The organism is Pseudoalteromonas sp. 2CM39R, assembly GCF_023161845.1.
On sequence record NZ_JALNTM010000004.1, the window covers coordinates 465,655 to 488,036 of the forward strand.

A 22,382-nucleotide genomic window follows, 5' to 3' on the forward strand; every position below is an offset into this window, starting at 1 on the left:
CCCCAATCAAAGGAAAATAACAATGAAAAAATTACTTATTATTGCAGCGGCACTGAGTCTTGCTGCTTGTTCAAAAGTAAACTTAGAAAATTATGAAAAGATTAAAATTGGTATGGACAAAACAGAAGTTGAAGCTCTTTTAGGCAGTGCTGATAATTGTGTAGAAAAAACACTGCATACTAGTTGTACTTGGGGTAATGACGCTAAAAACATCGAAATTACCTTAGTATCAGACAAAGTAACGCTATACAGCAAAAAAGGGCTAACGGATAAATAAGGGTAATAAAGGAATAACCGGTGTTATTCCTCTTTTTTAGTGTCACTGGTGTAAATTAGCTCTATATTAACAATTTTACTGCGATTTAAAGTGATTTTATAGCGTTGATACAGCGCATTATCAGATTCGGTTAAAACCAATACCATATTTAATTGGTAGCGTCTTTCCACTCCCTGCTTAGAAATTTTATTATTTTCTAAATGGTAGAGCTTCCCTTCCCCCTTTTTTAAATAACGTGCAAACGGTGCAAGATTAAATTGCAGTGTTTGCTGTAAGCTATCGTAGCCTGGCAAAAATTCTTTAGCACTGACCCGCGTTTCACTAGCAAAATGCAGCCATTGCGCCGCCTGTTTATTTTGCTGACGACGCTTAGAGAAAATTTTCCTCACTTCTTTAGGGATTTTTTTAAACCGCGTGTATTCTAACCAAATAAACTGACTGGCTACTTTATCTTTTGTAATACTGTTTTTAAAAATAAAGCGCCATTTTGGACGTCCCCGCACAATAGCACGCCAAATAATACGGGTAATATCTTCTTTAAATATTTCTCTCAGCCCGTAAATAACCCCTAAAATTAAAATCAATGAAGCGGTTATTTCAGTAAAGGTAGAACGCGCATTGAGTATTACTACCATCACAAAGGCCATTATAACAGCCGTTACAGAGCCTTTTACCAAACGTTTTAAATAACTATTAAGATAGCGTGTTTGGCGCTGTAAAATCACTCCATGCTCTATTAAACGCTGTAATAGGCGCATTTTATTGGTAATTCTGTTGGCATCTTTAAGTGTCGAGTCAGAATTATATTGTTGCTCTGCCCGGTACTCACTCTCTGACTTACAAAAGTTTAATAAGTCATTTCGCTCTTTAGCGTGATCGCTACTACGCGGCCCTTCATCAAGCAGCTTTAAAAACGTTTGTTCAATCTGCCAGCTTAGGTAGTTATCAGCATTGGTATAAAACGGGATCAGCTTTTCGTTATCAGGGGTGTAACGTCTGAGTTTTCGAAGTAGACTTTGGCTTTGCTCGCAAAGCTCCATAGCCCGTTGATAAAACTCATCGCTCTCTTGAATTTTTAACGCATCTTTAATATCAGCATCAATAGCAAGGCGTACTTGGTAACAATATAAATTTAGATTTTGTCGGTAATCTTGTTGCTCCCCTTTGTTTTTACTCACAAAGCGGCTTCGTACCAATGGAAGATGAATATTATTAGCGTTGTAGGCTACAAAAGATTTAAATTGGTTATTAAAGTAAGACTCTTCGCTAAGGGTTTGAGCATTAATACCCATTTCATTTGGGATGGAAAAATAAAGATCGAGACGCTGCTCTGCACGCGGTGATAATTGCGGTTCAATAACAAACGATAAATTTTCGTCTTGCTTTAACAATGATGCCTCCTTTGGTTATCTACCTGAGTTTACGTGCCTCTTTAATTTTGTTCAACAAAAAAGGCCTAGTAAATACTAGGCCTTTTAATGGTTCTAATTAGTTAAAATTAGAATTTAACGTTTACACCTGCGAAGAAACGACGACCTAGTACATCGTATGTGTACGGGTCAGTATTTGAATCGTTATTACCTGTGTAGTAAGGAGGTTGCTTATCAAACAAGTTGTTTACACCTGCAGATAAAGTTACTGTGTCATTCACTAAGTAATTACCGCTGATATCATGGTAAACTACTGTTGGAGTGCTTGGTGCATAACAAGAATCTTCTTTTCCGATACATGCGAAGCTATCCATACCAGCTATGTAACGAGCTTGGTATTGTGCATCCCAGTTATCGCCTGCAACACTTACAGTTAAGTTAGATTTAAAGTCAGCATATCCACCCGTTCCTGATGTAATAATACCTGCATAGTCAACTGGGTCACCAGTAACTTCTACAACATATTCATCTAAGTAAGTTGTGTCTAAGCTTGTTTTCCAGTTCAGGCCAGCCGCTTCAAAGCTGTATGCAAGATTTAAATCAACCCCAGATGTTTTTTCAGAACCAACGTTTTGTAATTGATTATTGAATTTAACACGGCCAGTTGCATCCATAGATACGCCTGCTGACTGACAAAGTGCAGTGCTAGCATTTGCACCATTATTTAAACACTGATCAACAATATATTGGCTATCTACTTTAGTGATTGCATTTTCAATATCGATTTCATAGTAATCAAGCGTCATTGAGAAGCCGTCAAGCCATTGTGGCTCGTATACGACACCAGCAGTTAAAGTATCTGCTTCTTCAGGAGTAAGTGAATCATTACCACCCACAGTTACTTCTGCTTGGTCTTGAGCACCTGGATAATCAATTTGGTCAAACGATGGTGAATTGCCAGAGTACAACTCAGAAACCGTTGGCGCACGGAATGCTGTTGAAACGACGCTACGTAGCATTAGTTCATCATTTACTTTCCAAGTAAGACCTAGTTTCCAAGTCTCATCTGAACCAAATGTGCTGTAATCAAATGCACGAATAGCTGCACTTAATTCAACATTTTGTGCAAGAGGAGCATCTGCTAGTAGAGGTATAGCAAATTCAACATAAGCTTCGTTTACGTCAAAACCGCCGGCTGTTGGCTCAACCATAGGGTCGTTTGCAAGGCCTTGTGCAGTTAAAGAGTCAGGTGTAAACCATGCTTTTTCTTGACGACGCTCTATGCCTGCAGCAAATGCAGAGTAACCTGCTGGTAATTCGAATAACTCACCCGATACAGATGCTGAAAGAATAAACAGCTGGCTTCCGCCGTTATTAACTTCAGTGTACACATTTTTGCGGAAATCTTCAGAAACCCAAGCTGATTGATCAAGTGGGTTAAATTTACCTTCAAGGATTTGATCTTGAATAGCACCCATATTGTGTAAGTTGCTTAGCTTGTCAACAGAGTCATTACGGCCGAAGTTCGCTGACACGTCCCAAGAGTAATCACCAACAAAACCTTCAGCACCAACTACTGCACGAACAGTATCAACTGATTGTTCAAAGTAACGCGCGCCAGTGTCAGACATACGACGGCCGTAAGAAATTGCATCACCATTTACGTAATTCGTTTCTTGTGTGATGTAATTACCATCAGCATCTTTATCTAAATAGCCGTCACCATCTAAATCAACACGCTTATCATAGCTTTGACTTAATAATGAGTTACCCATAGTCGCAGTGTCGTACTCAAAATCAAACCAAACTGGCTGTGGTGCCATCTGTTGCTCTGACCAACGCTTAGTATAAGTAAACTCAGCAAATACGCTCGTGTCATCAGATAGTTCGTATGTAGCGATACCTGTTAAGTTTAAACGCTCCATTGGCGTGTAAAGGTAGCTTGCTGGTGAATAGTTATAAGCATCTTCATTAGTATAACGATGGTAATCGCCACCACGTCCTGTTACACCATTATCATTGATTAGAGATACTTGTATTTCTTCACCTTTAGCATCAAGGATAGTCCCTTTCTCGCTTGTACCATTCCAGATATGACCACCTTCATTGTATGAAGAACCAGTGCAATATAAACCGTTAGCACCTTCAGCAATTGGGCAGTTTGAGAAATCACGATCAGCTTGAGATGCTTTACCACGATCAGTGTATTGCATGCCGATAACAATGTTACCTTTATCGAATGAGCTACCAACAGTGAAATCAATTGAGTTCTCTGTTGCGTCACCTTCACCAGTAATTGCTGAATTAACATTCATGTCTAGGCCTTCAAAATTATCTTTTAGGATAATATTTACTACGCCAGCAACTGCATCAGTACCATAAACTGCAGAAGCGCCATCTTTTAGTACTTCCACTGATTTGATCATAGAAACAGGGATTGTATTTAAGTCAACAGTTGATGCAGCACCAGTACCCGATGCAATCATGCGACGACCGTTTACAAGTACTAGAGTACGACTTGAACCCAGACCGCGAAGGTCTATGCGGGCATTACCACCAGAACCATTATTAACGCCTGGGTTTGTCATTGCACCGCCTGTAGCGGTCATTTTCTGTAATACGCTATCAATACTTGTAGCGCCCATTGCTTTGATGTCGTCTGCACCGATAAGTGTAACAGGGCTTGCGTTTTCCATATCTGAACGCTTGATACGAGAACCCGTTACTTGAATTTTTTCAATTGACTTTGCTGCTTCGTCTGCAGCTAAAACCTGAACACTTGAGAACATTGGGATTGCTGCAATAACAGCTAAACCAAGAGTTGATTTTTTCATGAATGAACCCTACTTGTTGAATTTACCTAAATTGGCAACACTCACTTTTATGAGATTTTTGAGTGAGCGGGAGCAACTTAGGCGCCCTTAACTGAATGAAAACTTAACAACAGAGCAATAAAAGATCACCCTTATTTGAATGTACATAAAAAAGGTACAGTTGTTAACCATTGTTTCATTGTTAATTAATAAAAACACTTAAAAATCAATTGCTAAAGCAATCTTAATCACATAAAAAACACACGTGAAATCAAATATGTTGAGTTTGTAATCAAATGTAATTATCAGGGTAATGTGCCCTAAACAGGAAAATTAACATGTTAATCACAGATCGTTATTAAAACGGTAAAACTAGGTGTTAATTACTAACCATATTTATGCAAGTAGATTGTTTATTTAGTCTGAATAATTTTGCTATATGCTTTAACCAGGTAAATTTTATGCTTATAGTGGATTACGAGCTCACTACACATTAATAAAAAACAGCTGTTAAATCGACGAGGGCTTTATAAATGTATTTGTGAGTAATAAAGGATGGCTATAATCTTTAAAGCAAGTAGATGTGTAAAAGGGATACTTATTTATTAAGTTAAAATACTTACACTAACAGACGTGCTTCAGTTTCAGGTAACTACTACATGTTAGGTAAAGGACAATTGGCTTTGCCACTAGAGTTATACGGAAATAGCGTAGTTGAAAAACTACACCATAGTAAAAACTTTCAATAAGTGACGTTAAAATAGTAATCAACATTACTACTTATGCCAGTATTTTTATTGCTAGTAGTAAGTACAAGCTTCCACACCATATTTTGCTCTGAGCAAATCCCAACCATAGTATCGGCCAACCAAATATTCCCTTGCTCGATAAACTGCAATGGAATGTAACCCATATACATAGTTACCCCCTCCAATTTAGCCGCTGTTATTGTTAGATCATTAGGTAAGTGAGCATAAATTGAAAACGATGTCTCTGGTGATAAGATTTCTTCGCTTAACCAAACCTTAACTTGATTTTCAAAATGACATGGTTTGTTATTTTTACACTCGGTTTGCGATTGGCTTACTTTTGCTGTTGATGTTGATCCAGAAAAGTCACAACCTAGTAAAAATAATAGAAAAGAAAGTAAGCATACTCTATATATATACATGCAGGTTCTCAAATATCTAATGTATGGGCCCAACATTTAGGGCAAGTTGGTTGATTATCGGCTTTAATGAGTGAGTAAGGTACAAATCACCTCAAAAAATAGACAGCAACTCAATAAAGTTTGATTGATGTCATATTATTACGCAATTGACCTATCTTTTTAAGGCCAAAAAATTTATCATTTCAACCGCAAAAAAAACAAGTATTTCTTGAGATTATTATCTTTAACAACCACATATTGTGGGGTTTGGATAGTATACTTTGGAATAATAGTAGGTCCTACTTTAACAAGTAGGTAATTCATTTCTAAACGCATTTATTGCAGCGGAAGCCAGAAAATGAGCCAAACAGTAGCATCACAAACTGAGTACAATTATAAAGTTGTACGCCAATTCGCTATTATGACAGTGATTTGGGGCATCGTTGGCATGGGTATTGGGGTTCTGATTGCTGCCCAACTAGCTTGGCCAGCACTTAACTTTGACACACCATGGTTAACTTACTCTCGACTTCGTCCGTTACACACGAACGCAGTAATTTTCGCATTTGGTACAAGTGCTCTTTTTGCGACGTCTTATTACGTCGTACAACGCACATGTCAAACGCGCCTTCTTTCAGATAAATTAGCCGCCTTCACCTTTTGGGGTTGGCAGTTAGTGATTGTTCTAGCAGCAATTACTCTACCTATGGGTATTTCAAGTTCTAAAGAGTATGCAGAACTTGAGTGGCCTATCGATATCTTAATTGCTGTTGTTTGGGTAACGTACGCTGTTGTATTTATGGGCACTATTGCTAAACGTAAAGTGGCTCATATTTATGTAGCTAACTGGTTCTATGCTGGTTTCATTATTACTGTTGCAGTACTTCATATTGTTAACAGCATGGCTGTTCCTGTCTCACTAACTAAATCATACTCAATTTACGCTGGTGCGGTTGATGCAATGGTTCAGTGGTGGTACGGACACAACGCTGTAGGTTTCCTTCTTACTGCTGGTTTCTTAGGTATGATGTATTACTTTGTACCAAAGCAAGCAGGTCGTCCAGTTTACTCATACCGTTTATCGGTTGTTCACTTTTGGGCTCTTATCTCGCTTTACATTTGGGCAGGCCCTCACCACCTTCACTACACTGCGCTTCCTGATTGGACGCAAAGCTTAGGTATGGTGATGTCTATTATCTTATTTGTACCGTCTTGGGGTGGTATGATCAACGGTATTATGACGCTTTCAGGTGCATGGCATAAGCTACGTACTGACCCGGTACTTCGTTTCTTAGTTGTTTCATTGTCTTTCTACGGTATGTCGACATTTGAAGGCCCAATGATGGCAATTAAATCTGTAAATGCGTTATCGCACTACACAGATTGGACTGTAGGTCACGTACACTCAGGTGCATTAGGTTGGGTTGCAATGATTTCTATCGGTGCTATCTACCACCTTATTCCTGCGTTATTCTCGCAAGGTCGTATGTACAGCATTAAATTAATCAATACACACTTCTGGTTACACACTGTGGGTGTTGTTTTATACATTGTTGCAATGTGGATTTCAGGTGTAATGCAAGGCCTAATGTGGCGTGCAGTTAACTCTGACGGTACATTAATGTACAGCTTTGTTCAGTCGTTAGAAGCCTCTCATCCTTTCTATGTTATGCGTTTCTTAGGCGGTGTATTCATCGTTACAGGTATGCTGGTTATGGCTTATAACGTTTATCGTACAGTTTCAGCGAAAAATAACTCGCTAGAACTTGATGAACAAGCGCAGTTAGCATAACGGAGTCAGATAATGAGCAATAAAAATTCGCAAAATAAACACGAAATTATCGAGAAAAATATCGGCCTTATGGCCATCTTGACTGTTTTCGCAATCAGCTTTGGTGCATTGGTAGAAATTACTCCGCTAATGTTCCAAGACGACACAACTAAACCAGTTGATGGGTTACGCCCGTTAAATGCGCTAGAGTTTGAAGGTCGTGACATTTATGTGCGTGAAGGTTGCGCTAACTGTCACTCACAGATGATCCGTCCATTTCGTGATGAAGTTGAGCGCTATGGTCACTACTCTGTAGCGGGCGAGTCAGTATGGGATCACCCTTTCCTTTGGGGTTCTAAACGTACTGGTCCTGACCTTGCACGTGTAGGTAAGCGTTACTCAGATGATTGGCATTATGCTCACTTAGTTGACCCACGCGCCGTGGTTCCTGAGTCGAATATGCCAGGCTTCCCTTGGTTAGCAGAGAACACGCTTGATACAAGCTTAACTCTGAAAAAGCTACAAATTTTCCGTGACACGTTTGCTATTAACCCAGAAAACCCAAAACACCCGGGTTTAGGTTATGGCAGTGACGAGGAATTAATCGCTGACATTGCTAAAGTTGACGCAATGAATGACGGTAAAGGTGCAACAGAAATGCAAGCCCTTATTGCTTATTTGCAACAACTTGGCACACATTTGAAGTAGATTATTATGGACTACGGGACATACAGAGGCATTTTGACTCTGGTAATTTTAGTATTATTTATTGTGATTGTTGGATGGGCATATAGCAAGCGTAGTAAAAGTCGTTTTAAAGACGCTGCTAATGTCATATTTGAAGATGAAAAAAAACACAACAATACACTCTCTAACGAGGAAAAGGGGTCTGAGAAATGACTAGCTTTTGGAGTATATGGGTTATTGTATTAACCCTTGCATGCTTAATCATTATCTTTGGTCTACTAGTTTGGAACTTAAAAAACTATGTAGGTGTAAAAGAAGGTGAAAGCTGTGGACATGAGTTTGACGGCATTGAAGAATTAAACAATCCACTACCAAAATGGTGGACTTACATGTTCTTCGCAACGTTTGTATGGTCTGTTTATTACTTAGCAGCATACCCAGGTTTAGGTAACTGGGAAGGCTTAGCAAAGTGGACCAGCTCAAACCAAGGTGTTACTTCTTTAACTGAATCGAAAGAAGCAGTCATTGATGCTAAAGAAGATGGCCGCTTTGTAAAGCTAGATGCAGAATATCGCGCTGCTGAAGAGCGTTTTGGCCCAATTTTCAATGAATTGGCACAAATCCCTGTTACTGATTTAGTAGAGTCTAAGTTTGCTGGTGATGCAGCACAACAAGTAGCACTAGAGAACGGTACTAAGCATGAGCAAACGCAAGGTCAACTAGCGGTTGAAATTGGTCAGCGCTTATTTGCTCAAAACTGTGCACAGTGTCATGGCTCTGATGCTCGAGGTGGTACTGGCTTCCCTAACCTAACAGATAAAGATTGGTTATACGGTGGTACACCTGACAAAATCAGAGAAACATTACTTTTAGGCCGTGTTGCAGCAATGCCACCTTGGGGTGATGCATTAGGCGAGCAAGGCGTTAAAGAAATGACAGCTTATGTACTTAGCCTATCTGGTCGTACTGTTAACCAAAAAGATGCAGATGCAGGTAAAGCGAAATTCGCGATGTGTGCAGCATGTCATGGTGCAGATGGTAAAGGTTCAGTTGCACACAACTTACCGTTTGGTGCACCAAATCTAACTGATAACATTTGGTTGTACGGTGGTTCTCAACGTGCAGTTGAAGAAACACTTAACCATGGCCGTGCTGGTGTAATGCCTGCTTGGAAAGAGATTTTAGGCGAAGATAAAATTCACCTATTAACTGCTTACGTTTACAGCTTATCGCAAGATAAATAACGATAAAGTTAACAAAACGTTTCAGTTTTAATCTTTTTATTTCAATAGATTAATACAGATCAAAAAAGCCTCCACTCGGAGGCTTTTTTTTAGTCTTTTCGTTCTATTTATTATAATATAGCCGCACATTAATTAATTTTAGAGCGACTATGCAACCGACTCCGTGGTATAAAAATTTTTGGCCTTGGTTTTTAATCTTCTTTCCATTAGCTGCAATTATTGGCTGCATTAGTTTATTTATTACAGCCATTGGTAACGGCCCAGATATGGTTGTGGACGATTACTATAAAAAAGGCAAAGCAATCAACTTAGAGCTGATCAAGTTTGATAAAGCAAAAGCCTTGTATTTACATGGTGACCTAAATGTATCTGATGAGCGAGTAAGCTTTAAATTTACTAAAGGCGATACCAGTAATATTCACGCGCTAAAATTATCGTTTTTTCATCGCACTATAAAAGCTCATGATTTTGAAGCTACCCTCACTCCAAATGCTAATCAAGAGTTTACTGCATTATTAGAAAGCTACACGCCTGGTGCTTACTCAGTGTTTATTGAGCCTGTTGATGCTAGTTGGAAAATGAAAGAAAGTATTACTTTACCAACCACAGCCACCGTTTTAGTTACTCCTAATTATAAGTAGTATTTAGTATGTCTAAAAATTGCTTTCATTGTCTTGAAAGTGTGCCAGCAGGGTTTGACGCACACGTTATTATAGACAATACCGCTGAGCCAATGTGTTGCATTGGCTGTCAAGCGGTTGCTCAAAACATCATTGACCAAGGAATGACCGACTACTACAAATACCGCACCGTAAGTGCCGGCAAAGTAGAGCAACTTGTCCCTGAACAGCTCGCTTTTATTAAAAGTTATGACAATGAAGATATCCAAGATGAGTTTATTAGTACGCACAACGACAACTCTGAGGTATTACTGAGTGTTGAAGGTATAACCTGCGCCGCCTGTGCCTGGCTAATTGAAAAGCAATTATTGAACCTTAAATCGGTAAAACGCGTTGATGTAAATACCTCAACAAATCGTGCCATGATCCACTGGGATAAAAGTGCCACGCCTTTAAGTGAACTAATCACCTCATTGGCTGAAATAGGCTATAAAGCTTACCCCTTCCAATCAGACTTAGAAGCCCAGCAAAAGCAACAAACAGCCAAAGCATATATTCGTCGTCTTGGTGTTGCAGGTTTGATGACCATGCAAGTAATGATGTTTGCCTTTGCAATGTACTTCGGCATGTTCTCTGGAATGGATAGCAATTTTGAACAGTACTTTAGATGGATCAGTTTAATTCTAGCCACTCCAGTCATTTTATACAGCGCCCTTCCCTTTTTAAGTAACGCAATTAACGGCTTAAAGGCAAAGCAGCTGAATATGGACTTACCAGTATCATTGGCTATTTTTGGCGCTTATGCCGCCAGCTGTTATGCCACCGTAATGGAAGTAGGCGAAGTTTACTTTGAATCTATTTGTATGTTTACCTTTTTACTCTTACTAGGTAAATACTTAGAATTTAGAGCGCGTTTAAAGGCCAGTGAATTCACTGCCAACTTGCAAAAGTTGTTACCACTTACTGCACGTACGCTCGATGAGCAAGGTAATGAGCACATCATTGCCGCCAAAAAACTCAAACTTAACGATATTGTGTTAATAAAGGCTGGCGAAACCATTCCTGCTGATGGCATATTGGTTAAAGGCAGTACCAGTGTTGATGAGTCTATGATGACCGGCGAACATCAACCAGTACGAAAGTATATTGATCATAATGTGTATGCGGGTACGGTGAATCATGATGGTATTATTGAAATAAAAATCAATAAACTAGGCCAAAACACCCTACTTAATCAAATTATTCGCCTGCAACATAATGCCCTAACAAAACGCCCAAGACTGGTTGAAATTACCGACAAAGTGGCGCAGTGGTTTGTTGCTATATTATTGGTGTTTGCCTCTTTAACCGCCATTGGTTGGTACCAGGTAGACCCTGATGTTGCTTTTTGGATCACTATATCGGTGTTAGTGGCCACTTGCCCGTGCGCATTAAGCTTAGCAATTCCCACCGCATTAACGTGTGCTGTAGCAACCTTAACCCGCAAAGGTATACTAATTAAGCAAGCACATGTGCTAGAAACCCTATCAAAGCTCACTTTATTTGCCTTTGACAAAACAGGTACGCTTACACAAGGTAAATTTAGCCTCGACGTGGTTGACATACTTGATGATAACTACAGCAAAGAGCAAATTCTTGATATTGCAGCCCAGCTTGAAAGTTACTCTGAACATCCTATTGCCAGTGCATTTAAGGAGTTTAAAGGGCAACGTAAATTTGACGATGTACAACTGCACCCAGGCATTGGGATAAGCGCTCAGTTCGATAATACCCATTACGCTATTGGTAAAAGTGGCTGGTTTGACACAAAAAAAACCAACGCACAAGCAACGCTTTACATAAACAAGCAAGCCGTTGCACGCTTTTACTTTGTAGATAAAGTTAAAGCTGATGCCGATAAGCTCATTAACTCGTTAAAGGCTGCCAACCTAAATTGCCATATGCTGACTGGTGATGCATCTGATGCCGGTGCCAAAGTCGCTAAAAAATTAAAGCTTGATTCAGTACTTGCAAGCTGCAGTCCAAAAGATAAACAAGTCGCAGTTGAACGCTGGTCATCGCAAGGTGAAATTGTTGCTATGGTTGGTGATGGCGTAAACGACAGCCCAGTATTTGCCAGCGCCCATTTATCTATCGCCATGGAAACCGGTGCCGATATATCTAAAAATAGTGCTGATGTTGTATTGCTAAACAGTGACTTAGCTTCTATCTCGCATTTGTTAACTATTGCTAAACAAACACGACGTATAATTAAGCAAAACTTGGCGCTTTCTTTATTATATAATGGCTCTATATTACCGCTAGCGGCTATGGGCTTAGTTGCGCCATGGATGGCCGTTATTGGTATGTCTGCCAGCTCTATTATTGTGATATGTAATTCACTAAGGCTATTAAAGTTATGAGCATAATTTATATTTTAGTTCCTATCGCTATTTTGTTTGTATTAATTGCTATTGGCGTATTTTTTTGGGCAGTAAAAGGCGAGCAATTCTCTGATTTAAACAAGCAAGGCCATAGTATTTTGTTTGAAGACGACAAAGAGCAGCACAATAAAAGTAATGATTGACCCTGTTTTTGTTAGCGCTTTTTTAATGGGCTTAATTGGCAGTGGCCATTGCATTGCTATGTGTGGCGGTATTGCCAGTTCGTTACAGCTTGCCAGCAACAAACGTCAAACGTGGTTACATTCTCTAGCTTATAACAGCGGTCGAGCTTTGAGTTATATGCTTGCAGGAGCCCTTGTTGCGGGTATTAGTAGCCAGTTTGCCACGCAAAATTCTGCCTTTTCATTATTTTTGTCATTTTTAGCCGGTATTTTTATGTTACTGGTTGGCGTTTATATTATGCGCCTAGCCGCCACCTTACAGTGGCTCGAAAAACTAGGTAAAACCCTCATTTGGCAGCACTTAATTAAACTTAATAAGTATTTAATGCCCATTGATTCGCCTCTAAAAGCGCTTGGTTATGGTGCGTTATGGGGCTGGTTACCGTGCGGTTTAGTATATTCTGCACTTACTTGGGCAATGACCAGTGGCAGTGCCATTAATGGTGCTTTAGTTATGCTGGCATTTGCCCTAGGCACATTTCCTGCCATGATCACCTTAGGCATGGCTGCACAAAAGCTAAATACGCTTTTTAATCACCCATGGACACGAATAACATTAGGCAGTGTTATCATTTGGTATGGTATCTACCTCCTGATCATTGCAACAGATAAGCTAGTGCATTAACATTATAAAATGTCGTGTATAGAAATTTAACGGATTGAACTTATGGATTTTTCTCAAAGTCGTGCTAAAGGTAATTGTGCCATTAGCTGTAATAACTGCAGTATTAGCCAGTTATGTTTACCATTTTCTTTAAATGGCCAAGAAATGGATAAACTTGATGAGATCATTGAGCGAAAAAAACCATTACACAAAGGTGACTACTTATTTGAATCGGGCGCGCCTTTAAATGCAATTTTTGCGGTTCGTTCGGGATCATTTAAATCGTATACCTTGTCTGAGCAAGGCGATGAACAAATTACCGGCTTTCACTTAGCTGGCGACCTTGTTGGGTTTGATGCCATTAATAAAATGCAGCACCAAAGCTTTTCTCAAGCACTAGAAACCTCAATGGTATGTGAAATCCCCTTTGATACACTTGACGAACTCGCTGGTAAACTACCCAAGCTTCGCCAGCAAATTATGCGTTTAATGAGTAGTGAAATAACCTACGACCAAGAAATGCTGCTATTACTTAATAAAAAGTCTGCCGAAGAACGCCTAGCGAGTTTTATTTATAATTTATCAGAGCGTTTTGGTGAGCGTGGTTTTTCACGTAAAGAATTTAGATTTACCATGACCCGCGGTGAGATTGGCAACTACCTCGGTTTAACAGTAGAAACTATTAGTCGTTTGTTAAGTCGTTTCCAAAAAGCTGACTTAATTAAAGTAGAAGGCAAGTTTATTACTATTTTAGATAATGACGCGCTTGCAAAAACAGCTGCGATTGTAAAGCCACGTTAATAATAGCTTCTCATTTTAAAATTAATCTCCCCCTGAATTGGAGCGTAATTATTTGCAATTATGCACTATCTCTACTAACACTTTGGGTAGAGGTATTACCCATTCACTTTTAAGAGTCGATGAATAGAATAATTACTTGTCTGGCTCATTTTTTAATATAAAAGTAACTACGTCCTATTAAACTCTTATATAGAAGGACAATCTTATGCCTAATTCTTTATTTCTATTTATCACTCTTTCTTTAAGTATTTTATTTAGTAGCCAAGCATCGAGCTCAATGATCCCCGATGATGGCATTGATGACTCACAAGCACTAAAAGACTTAATTTTAAACACTGCAGAAAACTCTGAGCTTAAAATAGACAAGCCAGGAGTTTACGATATATGTTCAGCTATTATCGTCAGAAATCTTAACAATATTGTTATTACAGCTAATACTGGCGTTATACTAAAAAAGTGTGACCAATTTGAAGGAGAGTATATTTTATCCTTTTATAATTCACGCTTCATAGAAATTAATGGCTTTATTTTTGAAGGGTTAACTAAAGACACGCTTAACTACGACTGGGGAGAGCAAGGTATCCTCTTTGCAGGTTCTGCAGATATTTCAATACATCACAATCAATTTTTTGATTTTGGCGATGCAGCAATAAGAGCAACTTCCTCAAAGCGTTCATCGTATAATGCCCCTATCAACTCTTTCAGAGTAAAAATTAGTAATAACTATTTTAAAAATGTTACCCAAGTGACCACAACTCACCCATGGAGTGAAAACTATGGTGGTACACATGATATTACAATTGAAAGCAATGTATTTGAAGCTCTAAAAGGTTCCTTAAAACTAGCCACTAGAAAACCTGTTTCTAAAGCTTTAATAAAATATAATACCTTTAAAAAAACTAAAGGCACTGCTATAGAAGTTACTTATTACTCTAACGTAAAAATTATTGCTAATACCTTTATAGACAGTGATAAGTTTATCCTCAATGCTTACCCTAATAAACCAGAAAATGTGACGGAACCTTTTAATTGGGGAAGTATTTATTTTACTCACAATACTATTTTACGTTCTAAGGGAGGCATTAGAATACAGTCAGATGTAACCGACGAGCTAATAGATGATATATACGTAAAAGACATTTATATCAATAACAATCACTTTATTAACGTTGATATGACTGTTTATCCTGAAAAAAAATATTGGTATCTTATTAACTTATTCAGTAGAGGTGGAAAGAGTTATCTGTTTTCTACCATTAAAGATAACGTTTATAACTTACTACCTGAAGTGGGCTTTGTGAAAAAAACGAGTGGATTCACCGTAGAAGACAACACTTTGATAAAACCTGAGAATAATTAAATTTTTATAAAGCCGTACATGCTTTTATACAAGATAAAGAGTTTTAAAATTAGAGAAACTTTATTTCTTGATATAGAACAATAATCTTAGTGCTACCCCCTTTAACTGTTGTGTATTTGCGTTACACTGAATGTATAACTGTTAAGTGAATGGAGTAGCACAATGGAAACGATTAAACGTATTATCGCGGTTATTGACCCAACTAAAGACGATCAAAATGCCCTCGCGCGTTCAATAGATTTAGCCAAAAAATCGGGTGCGAGCATTACCGCCTTTATGACGGTTTACGATTTTTCTTACGAAATGACCACTATGTTATCAGGCGATGAACGTGAAGCAATGCGTCAAGCCGTCCTCAAAGATCGCGAGCTATGGCTTAAAGATCTAATCTCTCCTTATCAAAATATTAATATTGATACTCAAGTTATTTGGCATAATCGCCCATACGAGGCAATAATTAATACCGTTATCAATGATAAATACGACTTGGTTATCAAAGGTACTCATCAACACGGTACGCTTAAAGCGGTCATTTTTACTCCTACAGACTGGCATTTAGTAAGAAAATGCCCAACGCCCGTTTTATTTGTCAAAGATATGCAATGGCCAGCACAGGGGAATATTTTAGCTGCAGTAAATGCAGTCAGTGAAAATGAGCAGCACTTATCACTTAATAAACGCATAATTAAAGATGCACAATTTTTATGTGAACTGGCTAATGCTAAACTTAACTTAGTCAATGCCTACCCTGCTACACCAGTAAATATTGCGATAGAAATCCCAGAATTTAACCCTGGGCTTTACAATGAATCAGTTAAAAAACATCATATTGAATCAACCAATGAACTAGCTAACGAGTTTAACCTAACCTCTGATCAATGCTTTATTGAAGAGGGATTGCCAGAAGATGTGATACCGGATGTTGCAAATCGTTTAAATAGTGAGTTAGTGGTTATTGGCACTGTGGGACGTACCGGCTTAAGTGCTGCATTAGTGGGTAACACCGCTGAGCATGTTATTGACAGCCTCGATTGTGATGTACTTGCATTGAAACCTGACGGCTATGTAAGTCCACTCGCAGAAAGTTAACGTTTGCTGTAGCTGTGATATTACATATGGCATATAATACGCCCCTTTATTTTTAGCAATTAATTTTGCCGTACTGTTTATAAGGGGGCGTAGTGTCTCATTCTGCTCAAGCCAAAGCTCAACACAACTTAAATAAGCTTCAAAAGCGTTTACGCCGCCTCACAGGTCAAGCTGTCATGGATTTTAACATGATAGAAGAAGGTGATCGTATCATGGTGTGCTTATCTGGCGGAAAAGACAGTTACACTATGCTCGATATGCTGCAACATTTACAGCGTGTTGCCCCTATTAAGTTTGACCTTTTTGCGGTTAACCTTGACCAAAAGCAACCAGGCTTTCCTGAGCATGTACTGCCTGAATACCTTGATAATTTAAATATTGAATACAAAATTGTCGAAGAAGATACCTACAGTATTGTTACCGATATTATTCCTGAAGGTAAAACAACGTGCTCACTTTGCTCTCGTCTGCGTCGTGGTATTTTATATCGTACGGCTAAAGAGCTAGGCGCCACAAAAATAGCTTTAGGTCATCACCGCGATGACATGATAGAAACCTTGTTTTTAAATATGTTTTACGGCGGAAAACTCAAAAGTATGCCAGCTAAACTAATGAGTGATAACGGCGAGCACATGGTTATTCGCCCGTTGGCTTATTGTAAAGAAGCCGATATTAGCCAATACGCATTTAGCCAAGGCTACCCTATTATTCCGTGTAACTTATGTGGCTCACAAGAAAACTTACAGCGTAAGCACACTAAAAACATGCTAGAACAATGGAATAAAGAGCACCCAGGGCGTATAGAAAGTATTTTTACTGCCATGCAAAATGTTGTACCTTCGCATTTAGCTGATAACCAATTGTTTGATTTTGCTAATCTGCAAACCGGTGACGTTATTGATGGTGGAGATATCGCGTTAGATAAACCAGATATTCCAAAAGCGCCGGTTAATCCTGAACAAGATGAAACAGACCAAGCCGACGTGGTTACTATTAATTTAAGCTAATTTTTTAAGGGTTTGCAGTAATGCAAACCCTTCACTCTGCTCTATGCTGCTACTTACCGGCAGCTAATCCTTGTAAAAACTCTAAACTCTGCATTTCTTGTTTATTCGCCTGATAAGGCAGCTGCTGTAAGCTATCGTAAGCAAAATCTTCAATAGTAAACTCACTCACTTTACTTTGCCCAAAGCTGTTTCGCTCACCTGGGCTTGGCGACATACGTTCAATAACAAAGTCGCTCAACCGCAAATCATTCGTTTGCTTAGGCAAAACAGACCAATGCGCTTTAAAATCAATTTGTTCGCTGCCCTCATTTAAACGAGCTTTAGCAACTAAATGTGCTAATGGCGAAGTACCACTGTATAAGTTAGCTCTTAGGCGATATAAGCCACTTTTTATCACTGTTAAGTTAGCAGGCACTATCATATTATCATTACGTGGATATGCGTTATCAAAGCTAGTTAGGGTTGCACTAGGCGGCATATATTGTATTTGTGCCACCACAGGGACCATTTTACCCGCAATGTTGGCTTCAACTAATAACTGTAAATTGCGAGGATAGTCTTCCTCACCTTTAAACGTAATTACAAGTTCATTGCCTCGAGCAACACCACTGTGTGTTTTTAACGGCTGTTTAGTATCCGTATCACTGAGTGTTACCTGTGCTTTACCTAAATTTTGTGCGCTTATGGTTAATTCAATTGCTTGCGGATATACATAGCGATATTGAGATAAACTTAAGGTTAACTCCCCGCCTTGCTCTCCTACTGGGCTAGTAACCGGGAAAAACTGATTTGGCTTTAGCCGGTCTTCATCATATACCGTTAAAGGTTGCGAATAAGGCGGGAATACTAAGTTTTGTTGATATTGCTGCGCCACCGCCGATGCTGCTTTAGCTATATCTTCATTAAACTCATGCTGCTCTTTAGGCATTTTTTTTATGCTTGATTTAACTGCTGATGCCTCTTTTTTTACCGGCATAGCAACAAATTCAGGTGTTTTTTTATGCTCTTTAGCTGTTGTTTGCGAAGCTGAATAACTAGCATTGCCTTTACCTAAAAACCACATCAAGCCGGTAACTATTATTACTAAAACAATAACGTAGGATTTTTTCATTGTTATTTATCCTATAAATACTAGGGTCTGTTGACCTTTCAAGGTTGAATTTGCAGCAGTCTGTTTGGTATTTAGGCAAGGCAGAGCCTATGTGGTGTGGTTATTCCCCATAAATAGGCGATAACGCAGCATCAATACCAAACAGGCGCAGCCCTTCGGGTTCTGCCTAGGGGCGATTTACTCTTTGTTGCTCGGTTTTGACTTAGCCCACTAGGTTACAAACCTCGCGCCGCGATTAAACCGCCCCTAGTTTGAACAAATTGTAATCCGCAAAGGTCAACAGACCCTAGCAGTTAATCATTGTTAGAGCGATAACCTGTTGCTATTTGCATTCAGGTTTTCTTACCTAAAAATAAATAACTGCATAAAGCGAATTGGTATCAAAAGCGTGCAGCATATAAAGCCGCACGCACAATCACCTTTATGGGATCACATTATATATGAGCGTTGAAGCACTCAAATTATCAGAGTCTTTTACATAACGGTATTGTTTTTTCCAAAACCAACTACCGGTAGTTTCATCGACAGTTTCATATCCTAATGTATCGCCAGCCACGCTAATATTATTCATTGCCACCGTTACATTACCTTGGTGCTGCGCTTGTTGAATTTCGTTATGGCTGTAATTGTTAGTCATCATTAATGGATAATGGTATGGCATGAAGCTACTAACAGCATCACCTTGTGAAGTTAAACGCCCATTGGTGTCAATATTGGCACTACAACTACCAAATGAGCTTACCGAGCTTGCGCCACATGATGAGTGAGTAGCGACTACCGAATCATCGTTACCACGTAAAAAGCCAGCCGTTAAACCTAAGTAAGCATTACCATCGGCCACAAAACGTAAACGCGGAGTGCGCGCATCAGGTAATGGCGCGATTCTACGTGCATTATTAACTTTTAAATCATGTAAAACACCTACCGCTTCATTAACCTCACTGCCTAGCCACCAAGTTAATGCAGCATCTACAGCAAAATTCCACGATGCGCCGGTTAACGCACTCACCGCTAAGTCGGCTAATTCACTACCGCCACCAGCACCTGCTAAATCAAAGGTAGCAATAATATTAAGCGGTTTTAAACCCGCGTTTTCTAGCCAGTTTTTTTGGTTATCTATAATATATCGGGCTACTAAGTCACCGGTAGAGTGGGTTACAAACACGCAGCCTGGCTCGCATAAATTTGAGCGAGAGATCTGTTGTAGCTTGGGCCATACCCAATCTGTAGTAATTTTTCCTTCTATTCGTTCATACGCAGGCCAGTCAATGCGCTCGTCGGCACGGTTTACCCAATAAGACTGCCAATAGCTTTGGCCATCGTTTACTACATCACTACCTGCTTTATTGGTAAGCTGGGATACTTGCAAACCATGAATTAAAACTACTTTATACTCTTTACTAAGCGCAGAAAAACTCATTAAGAGCCCTATTGCTGCTGCAAATAAAGTCGCGCGTTTAAAAGTGTGTGTGTTGTTCATATTAATCCTTAACTGATTGAATATTTTTATTATGCTTAGCTTGTTACACGCTGTTGTCAGTGCATGGTAAAAGCAGTGCATTGACCAGTATTGGGAACAAATTTAAAAAATGCAACATTTTGTTATCATTTTCACCGTTAAAGCTAAATATTTGCGTTAAAATACGACAAAAGCGCCAAACTATTGTGTTAAACAAAATAGATTTATCCCCTTCTTAAGCAGTATCAATAAACTTTCTTTTAACTGTGGTTAACTATTAAACAACACTACTTTTTATTGATGTAATAGCGTAAGTTAATTACACACGATAAAAACCAAGGAATTAAAATGATAAAAAAAATAATTTTTGGCAGTGTTTTATTTACAGCAATTTCAGCGCCTAGTTTTGCTAGTAGTATTAACACCCAACTTGAACAAGCAACACAAAGTGTAAGTGAAAAAGTCATTACATGGCGTCGCCATTTGCATCAATATCCAGAGCTGAGTAATCGCGAATTTGAAACCGCTAAGTACATTACTAACCATTTAAAATCTTTGGGTCTTGAAGTACAAACCGACGTTGCGCATACCGGTGTTGTGGCTAAATTAAGCGGTGGTAAGAAAGGCCCTTTAATCGCCCTTCGTGCCGATATGGATGCTTTACCCGTTACCGAACAAGTTGATTTACCCTTTGCCTCTAAACAAACCTCAACCTATCGTGGTAATGAAGTAGGCGTTATGCATGCCTGCGGGCACGACACTCATGTTGCTATTCTAATGGCCGTAGCAGAGTCACTGGTAAAAATTAAAGATCAGTTAGCGGGTGACGTACTGTTTGTATTTCAACCGGCTGAAGAAGGTGCCCCCGAAGGAGAAGAAGGAGGCGCAGAGCTAATGCTAAAAGAAGGTTTATTTAAACAAAAACCTGAAGCGGTGTTTGGCTTGCATGTCACCAGCTCACTTAATACTGGTCAAATTGGCTTTAGAGAAGGGCCTCTAATGGCCAGTGAAGACTCTTTCACAATTAACGTAACGGGTCGTCAAACTCATGGCTCACGCCCTTGGAATGGCGTAGATCCCATTGTTGCTTCATCACAAATTATAATGGCAACTCAAACAATTGCCTCTCGCCAGGTAGATGTAACTAAAGCGCCTTCTGTTATTTCATTTGGCGCGATTAACGGCGGCATACGCTCAAATATTATCCCCGATAATGTAGAGCTTATTGGTACAATTAGAACCTTTGATCAAACGATGCGTGCCGATATTAAAAAACGTTTAGCTAAAACCGCTGAACTGGTTGCCGAATCCGCGGGGGCTAAAGCTGATGTGCATATAGATCACGGCTACCCTGTAACAGTAAATAATGTTGCACTGACCCAAAAAATGACCCCTACACTTGCCCGTATTGCAGGTGCTGACAACATTATTACCACAGATTTAATTACCGGTGCAGAAGACTTTAGCTATTATGCATTAGAAACCCCTGGGCTGTTTTACTTTTTAGGTGTTACTCCAAAAGATCAAAACGCTAAAACGGCACCAAGTAATCATTCACCTCAGTTTTATGTTGACGAAAGCGCATTACAACTTGGCGTAGAATCATTATCTCAACTGGTCGTAGACTACTTACAATAAGAACCAGCATAACAAGCACTGGGCTAATAACCTTGTGCTTGTATTATAGACAGTGTTATTCAGCTAATATAAATCCCCAATCACTTACCTTTAATATCTAATATAAATTCTCAACTTGGTAAGGACACCTCAATGACAGCAGAGTATTTTAATTTTTTAAGCCTTATTGGCGTGGCATTCTTTGCAATTTCAGGTGCATTATTAGGCCACGACAAAGATATTGGTGGATTTGGTGTTGTCGTTGTTGGCTCAGTCACTGCGTTAGGCGGAGGCACGCTCAGAGATATTCTTCTTAACCAACCTGTATTTTGGATAGCCAACCCCGATTATTTATATGCCACCTATGGCGCTATTTTTGTCACCGTTATGTTTATTCGCCACTTACCTGATGTGTCTAACTATTACATGTTACTGGTTGATGCCATCGGTATGGCTATTTTTAATGTGGTCGGTATTGAAAAAGCGCTCATTGAAGGCACGACCATGGTGGTTGCGCTTACAATGGGAATGACGACGGGTATATTTGGCGGCTTAATACGTGATGTGATCTGTAGAGAAGTACCACTGGTGATGCGCGAAGAACTTTACTCCACCGCGTGTTTTGCAGGAGGCTTAACCTATGCCGCGCTATTTTTATTGGATGTCCCTTATTTATGGTGCATTATAGGCTCATTATTGGTAACCGTTTTTCTAAGATTAGGCGCACTGCATTTTGGCTGGCAACCCAACCTATTTAGAAAACGAACTCCAAAAATAAGAGATTAGTATAAGTATGG

20 protein-coding genes are annotated in these 22,382 nt (G+C 39.3%); 15 read left to right on the forward strand and 5 right to left on the reverse strand.

The window, feature by feature from the left end; all coding sequences use genetic code 11:
- Positions 1-22 precede the first annotated feature (22 nt).
- Complete coding sequence (locus tag MTF66_RS12460) at positions 23-277, forward strand: lipoprotein (RefSeq protein ID WP_036983007.1); 255 nt, start codon at positions 23-25, stop codon at positions 275-277.
- A 23-nt stretch (positions 278-300) separates the two neighbouring features.
- Here MTF66_RS12460 and MTF66_RS12465 read toward each other — a convergent pair whose 3' ends face one another.
- From MTF66_RS12465 to MTF66_RS12475, 3 genes are all read right to left on the reverse strand, one after another.
- A complete protein-coding gene (locus MTF66_RS12465) occupies positions 301-1,668 on the reverse strand; it encodes a hypothetical protein (protein ID WP_010389605.1) in 1,368 nt (455 codons plus the stop codon).
- A 107-nt stretch (positions 1,669-1,775) separates the two neighbouring features.
- Positions 1,776-4,481, reverse strand: coding sequence for a TonB-dependent receptor (locus tag MTF66_RS12470; protein ID WP_138621185.1), 2,706 nt, complete (start codon positions 4,479-4,481; stop codon positions 1,776-1,778).
- A gap of 721 nt (positions 4,482-5,202) precedes the next feature.
- The gene (locus MTF66_RS12475) at positions 5,203-5,631 is read right to left on the reverse strand and encodes a hypothetical protein (protein WP_138621187.1); all 429 of its coding nucleotides are present in this window, start codon (positions 5,629-5,631) and stop codon (positions 5,203-5,205) included.
- A 337-nt stretch (positions 5,632-5,968) separates the two neighbouring features.
- Between MTF66_RS12475 and ccoN the strand changes: the two genes are divergently transcribed.
- From ccoN to ttcA, 12 genes are all read left to right on the forward strand, one after another.
- On the forward strand, positions 5,969-7,402 hold the full coding sequence (gene ccoN, locus MTF66_RS12480; RefSeq protein ID WP_010389600.1) for a cytochrome-c oxidase, cbb3-type subunit I: 1,434 nt from the start codon (positions 5,969-5,971) through the stop codon (positions 7,400-7,402).
- 12 nt (positions 7,403-7,414) lie between these two features.
- A complete protein-coding gene (gene ccoO, locus MTF66_RS12485; RefSeq protein ID WP_008109817.1) occupies positions 7,415-8,089 on the forward strand; it encodes a cytochrome-c oxidase, cbb3-type subunit II in 675 nt (224 codons plus the stop codon).
- A 6-nt stretch (positions 8,090-8,095) separates the two neighbouring features.
- Entirely contained in the window at positions 8,096-8,281 is a 186-nt protein-coding gene (locus MTF66_RS12490; RefSeq protein WP_010389598.1) for a cbb3-type cytochrome c oxidase subunit 3, read from the forward strand.
- On the forward strand, positions 8,278-9,312 hold the full coding sequence (gene ccoP / locus MTF66_RS12495; RefSeq protein ID WP_010389597.1) for a cytochrome-c oxidase, cbb3-type subunit III: 1,035 nt from the start codon (positions 8,278-8,280) through the stop codon (positions 9,310-9,312). The genes MTF66_RS12490 and ccoP overlap by 4 nt, the downstream gene beginning before the upstream one ends.
- A 149-nt stretch (positions 9,313-9,461) precedes the next feature.
- A complete protein-coding gene (locus MTF66_RS12500; RefSeq protein WP_010389596.1) occupies positions 9,462-9,953 on the forward strand; it encodes a FixH family protein in 492 nt (163 codons plus the stop codon).
- A gap of 8 nt (positions 9,954-9,961) precedes the next feature.
- The gene (locus MTF66_RS12505) at positions 9,962-12,334 is read left to right on the forward strand and encodes a heavy metal translocating P-type ATPase (RefSeq protein WP_138621189.1); all 2,373 of its coding nucleotides are present in this window, start codon (positions 9,962-9,964) and stop codon (positions 12,332-12,334) included.
- The gene (gene ccoS / locus MTF66_RS12510; RefSeq protein ID WP_008109812.1) at positions 12,331-12,498 is read left to right on the forward strand and encodes a cbb3-type cytochrome oxidase assembly protein CcoS; all 168 of its coding nucleotides are present in this window, start codon (positions 12,331-12,333) and stop codon (positions 12,496-12,498) included. Before MTF66_RS12505 ends, ccoS begins: the two co-directional genes overlap by 4 nt.
- Complete coding sequence (locus MTF66_RS12515; RefSeq protein WP_138621191.1) at positions 12,491-13,162, forward strand: sulfite exporter TauE/SafE family protein; 672 nt, start codon at positions 12,491-12,493, stop codon at positions 13,160-13,162. Before ccoS ends, MTF66_RS12515 begins: the two co-directional genes overlap by 8 nt.
- A gap of 42 nt (positions 13,163-13,204) precedes the next feature.
- Positions 13,205-13,942, forward strand: coding sequence for an FNR family transcription factor (locus MTF66_RS12520; RefSeq protein ID WP_010389589.1), 738 nt, complete (start codon positions 13,205-13,207; stop codon positions 13,940-13,942).
- Positions 13,943-14,147: 205 nt separating this feature from the next.
- Positions 14,148-15,302 (forward strand): right-handed parallel beta-helix repeat-containing protein, encoded by a 1,155-nt coding sequence (locus MTF66_RS12525; RefSeq protein WP_138621193.1) that lies wholly within the window; start codon positions 14,148-14,150, stop codon positions 15,300-15,302.
- A 162-nt stretch (positions 15,303-15,464) separates the two neighbouring features.
- Positions 15,465-16,391, forward strand: coding sequence for a universal stress protein UspE (gene uspE / locus MTF66_RS12530; protein ID WP_033102686.1), 927 nt, complete (start codon positions 15,465-15,467; stop codon positions 16,389-16,391).
- Positions 16,392-16,483: 92 nt separating this feature from the next.
- Positions 16,484-17,398 carry a tRNA 2-thiocytidine(32) synthetase TtcA gene (gene ttcA / locus MTF66_RS12535; protein ID WP_010389587.1) on the forward strand — a complete coding sequence of 305 codons (915 nt, stop codon included), beginning with the start codon at positions 16,484-16,486 and terminating at the stop codon, positions 17,396-17,398.
- Positions 17,399-17,447: 49 nt separating this feature from the next.
- Here ttcA and MTF66_RS12540 read toward each other — a convergent pair whose 3' ends face one another.
- Together MTF66_RS12540 and MTF66_RS12550 are read right to left on the reverse strand one after the other, a co-directional pair.
- Complete coding sequence (locus MTF66_RS12540) at positions 17,448-18,509, reverse strand: hypothetical protein (protein ID WP_138621195.1); 1,062 nt, start codon at positions 18,507-18,509, stop codon at positions 17,448-17,450.
- A gap of 421 nt (positions 18,510-18,930) precedes the next feature.
- Positions 18,931-19,989 (reverse strand): hypothetical protein, encoded by a 1,059-nt coding sequence (locus tag MTF66_RS12550; protein ID WP_138623015.1) that lies wholly within the window; start codon positions 19,987-19,989, stop codon positions 18,931-18,933.
- A gap of 327 nt (positions 19,990-20,316) precedes the next feature.
- Between MTF66_RS12550 and MTF66_RS12555 the strand changes: the two genes are divergently transcribed.
- Together MTF66_RS12555 and MTF66_RS12560 are read left to right on the forward strand one after the other, a co-directional pair.
- Entirely contained in the window at positions 20,317-21,606 is a 1,290-nt protein-coding gene (locus MTF66_RS12555) for an amidohydrolase (protein ID WP_138596782.1), read from the forward strand.
- Positions 21,607-21,738: 132 nt separating this feature from the next.
- Positions 21,739-22,371, forward strand: a complete 633-nt coding sequence (locus tag MTF66_RS12560; RefSeq protein ID WP_138595260.1) for a trimeric intracellular cation channel family protein — start codon at positions 21,739-21,741, stop codon at positions 22,369-22,371.
- The last annotated feature ends 11 nt before the right edge of the window (positions 22,372-22,382 follow it).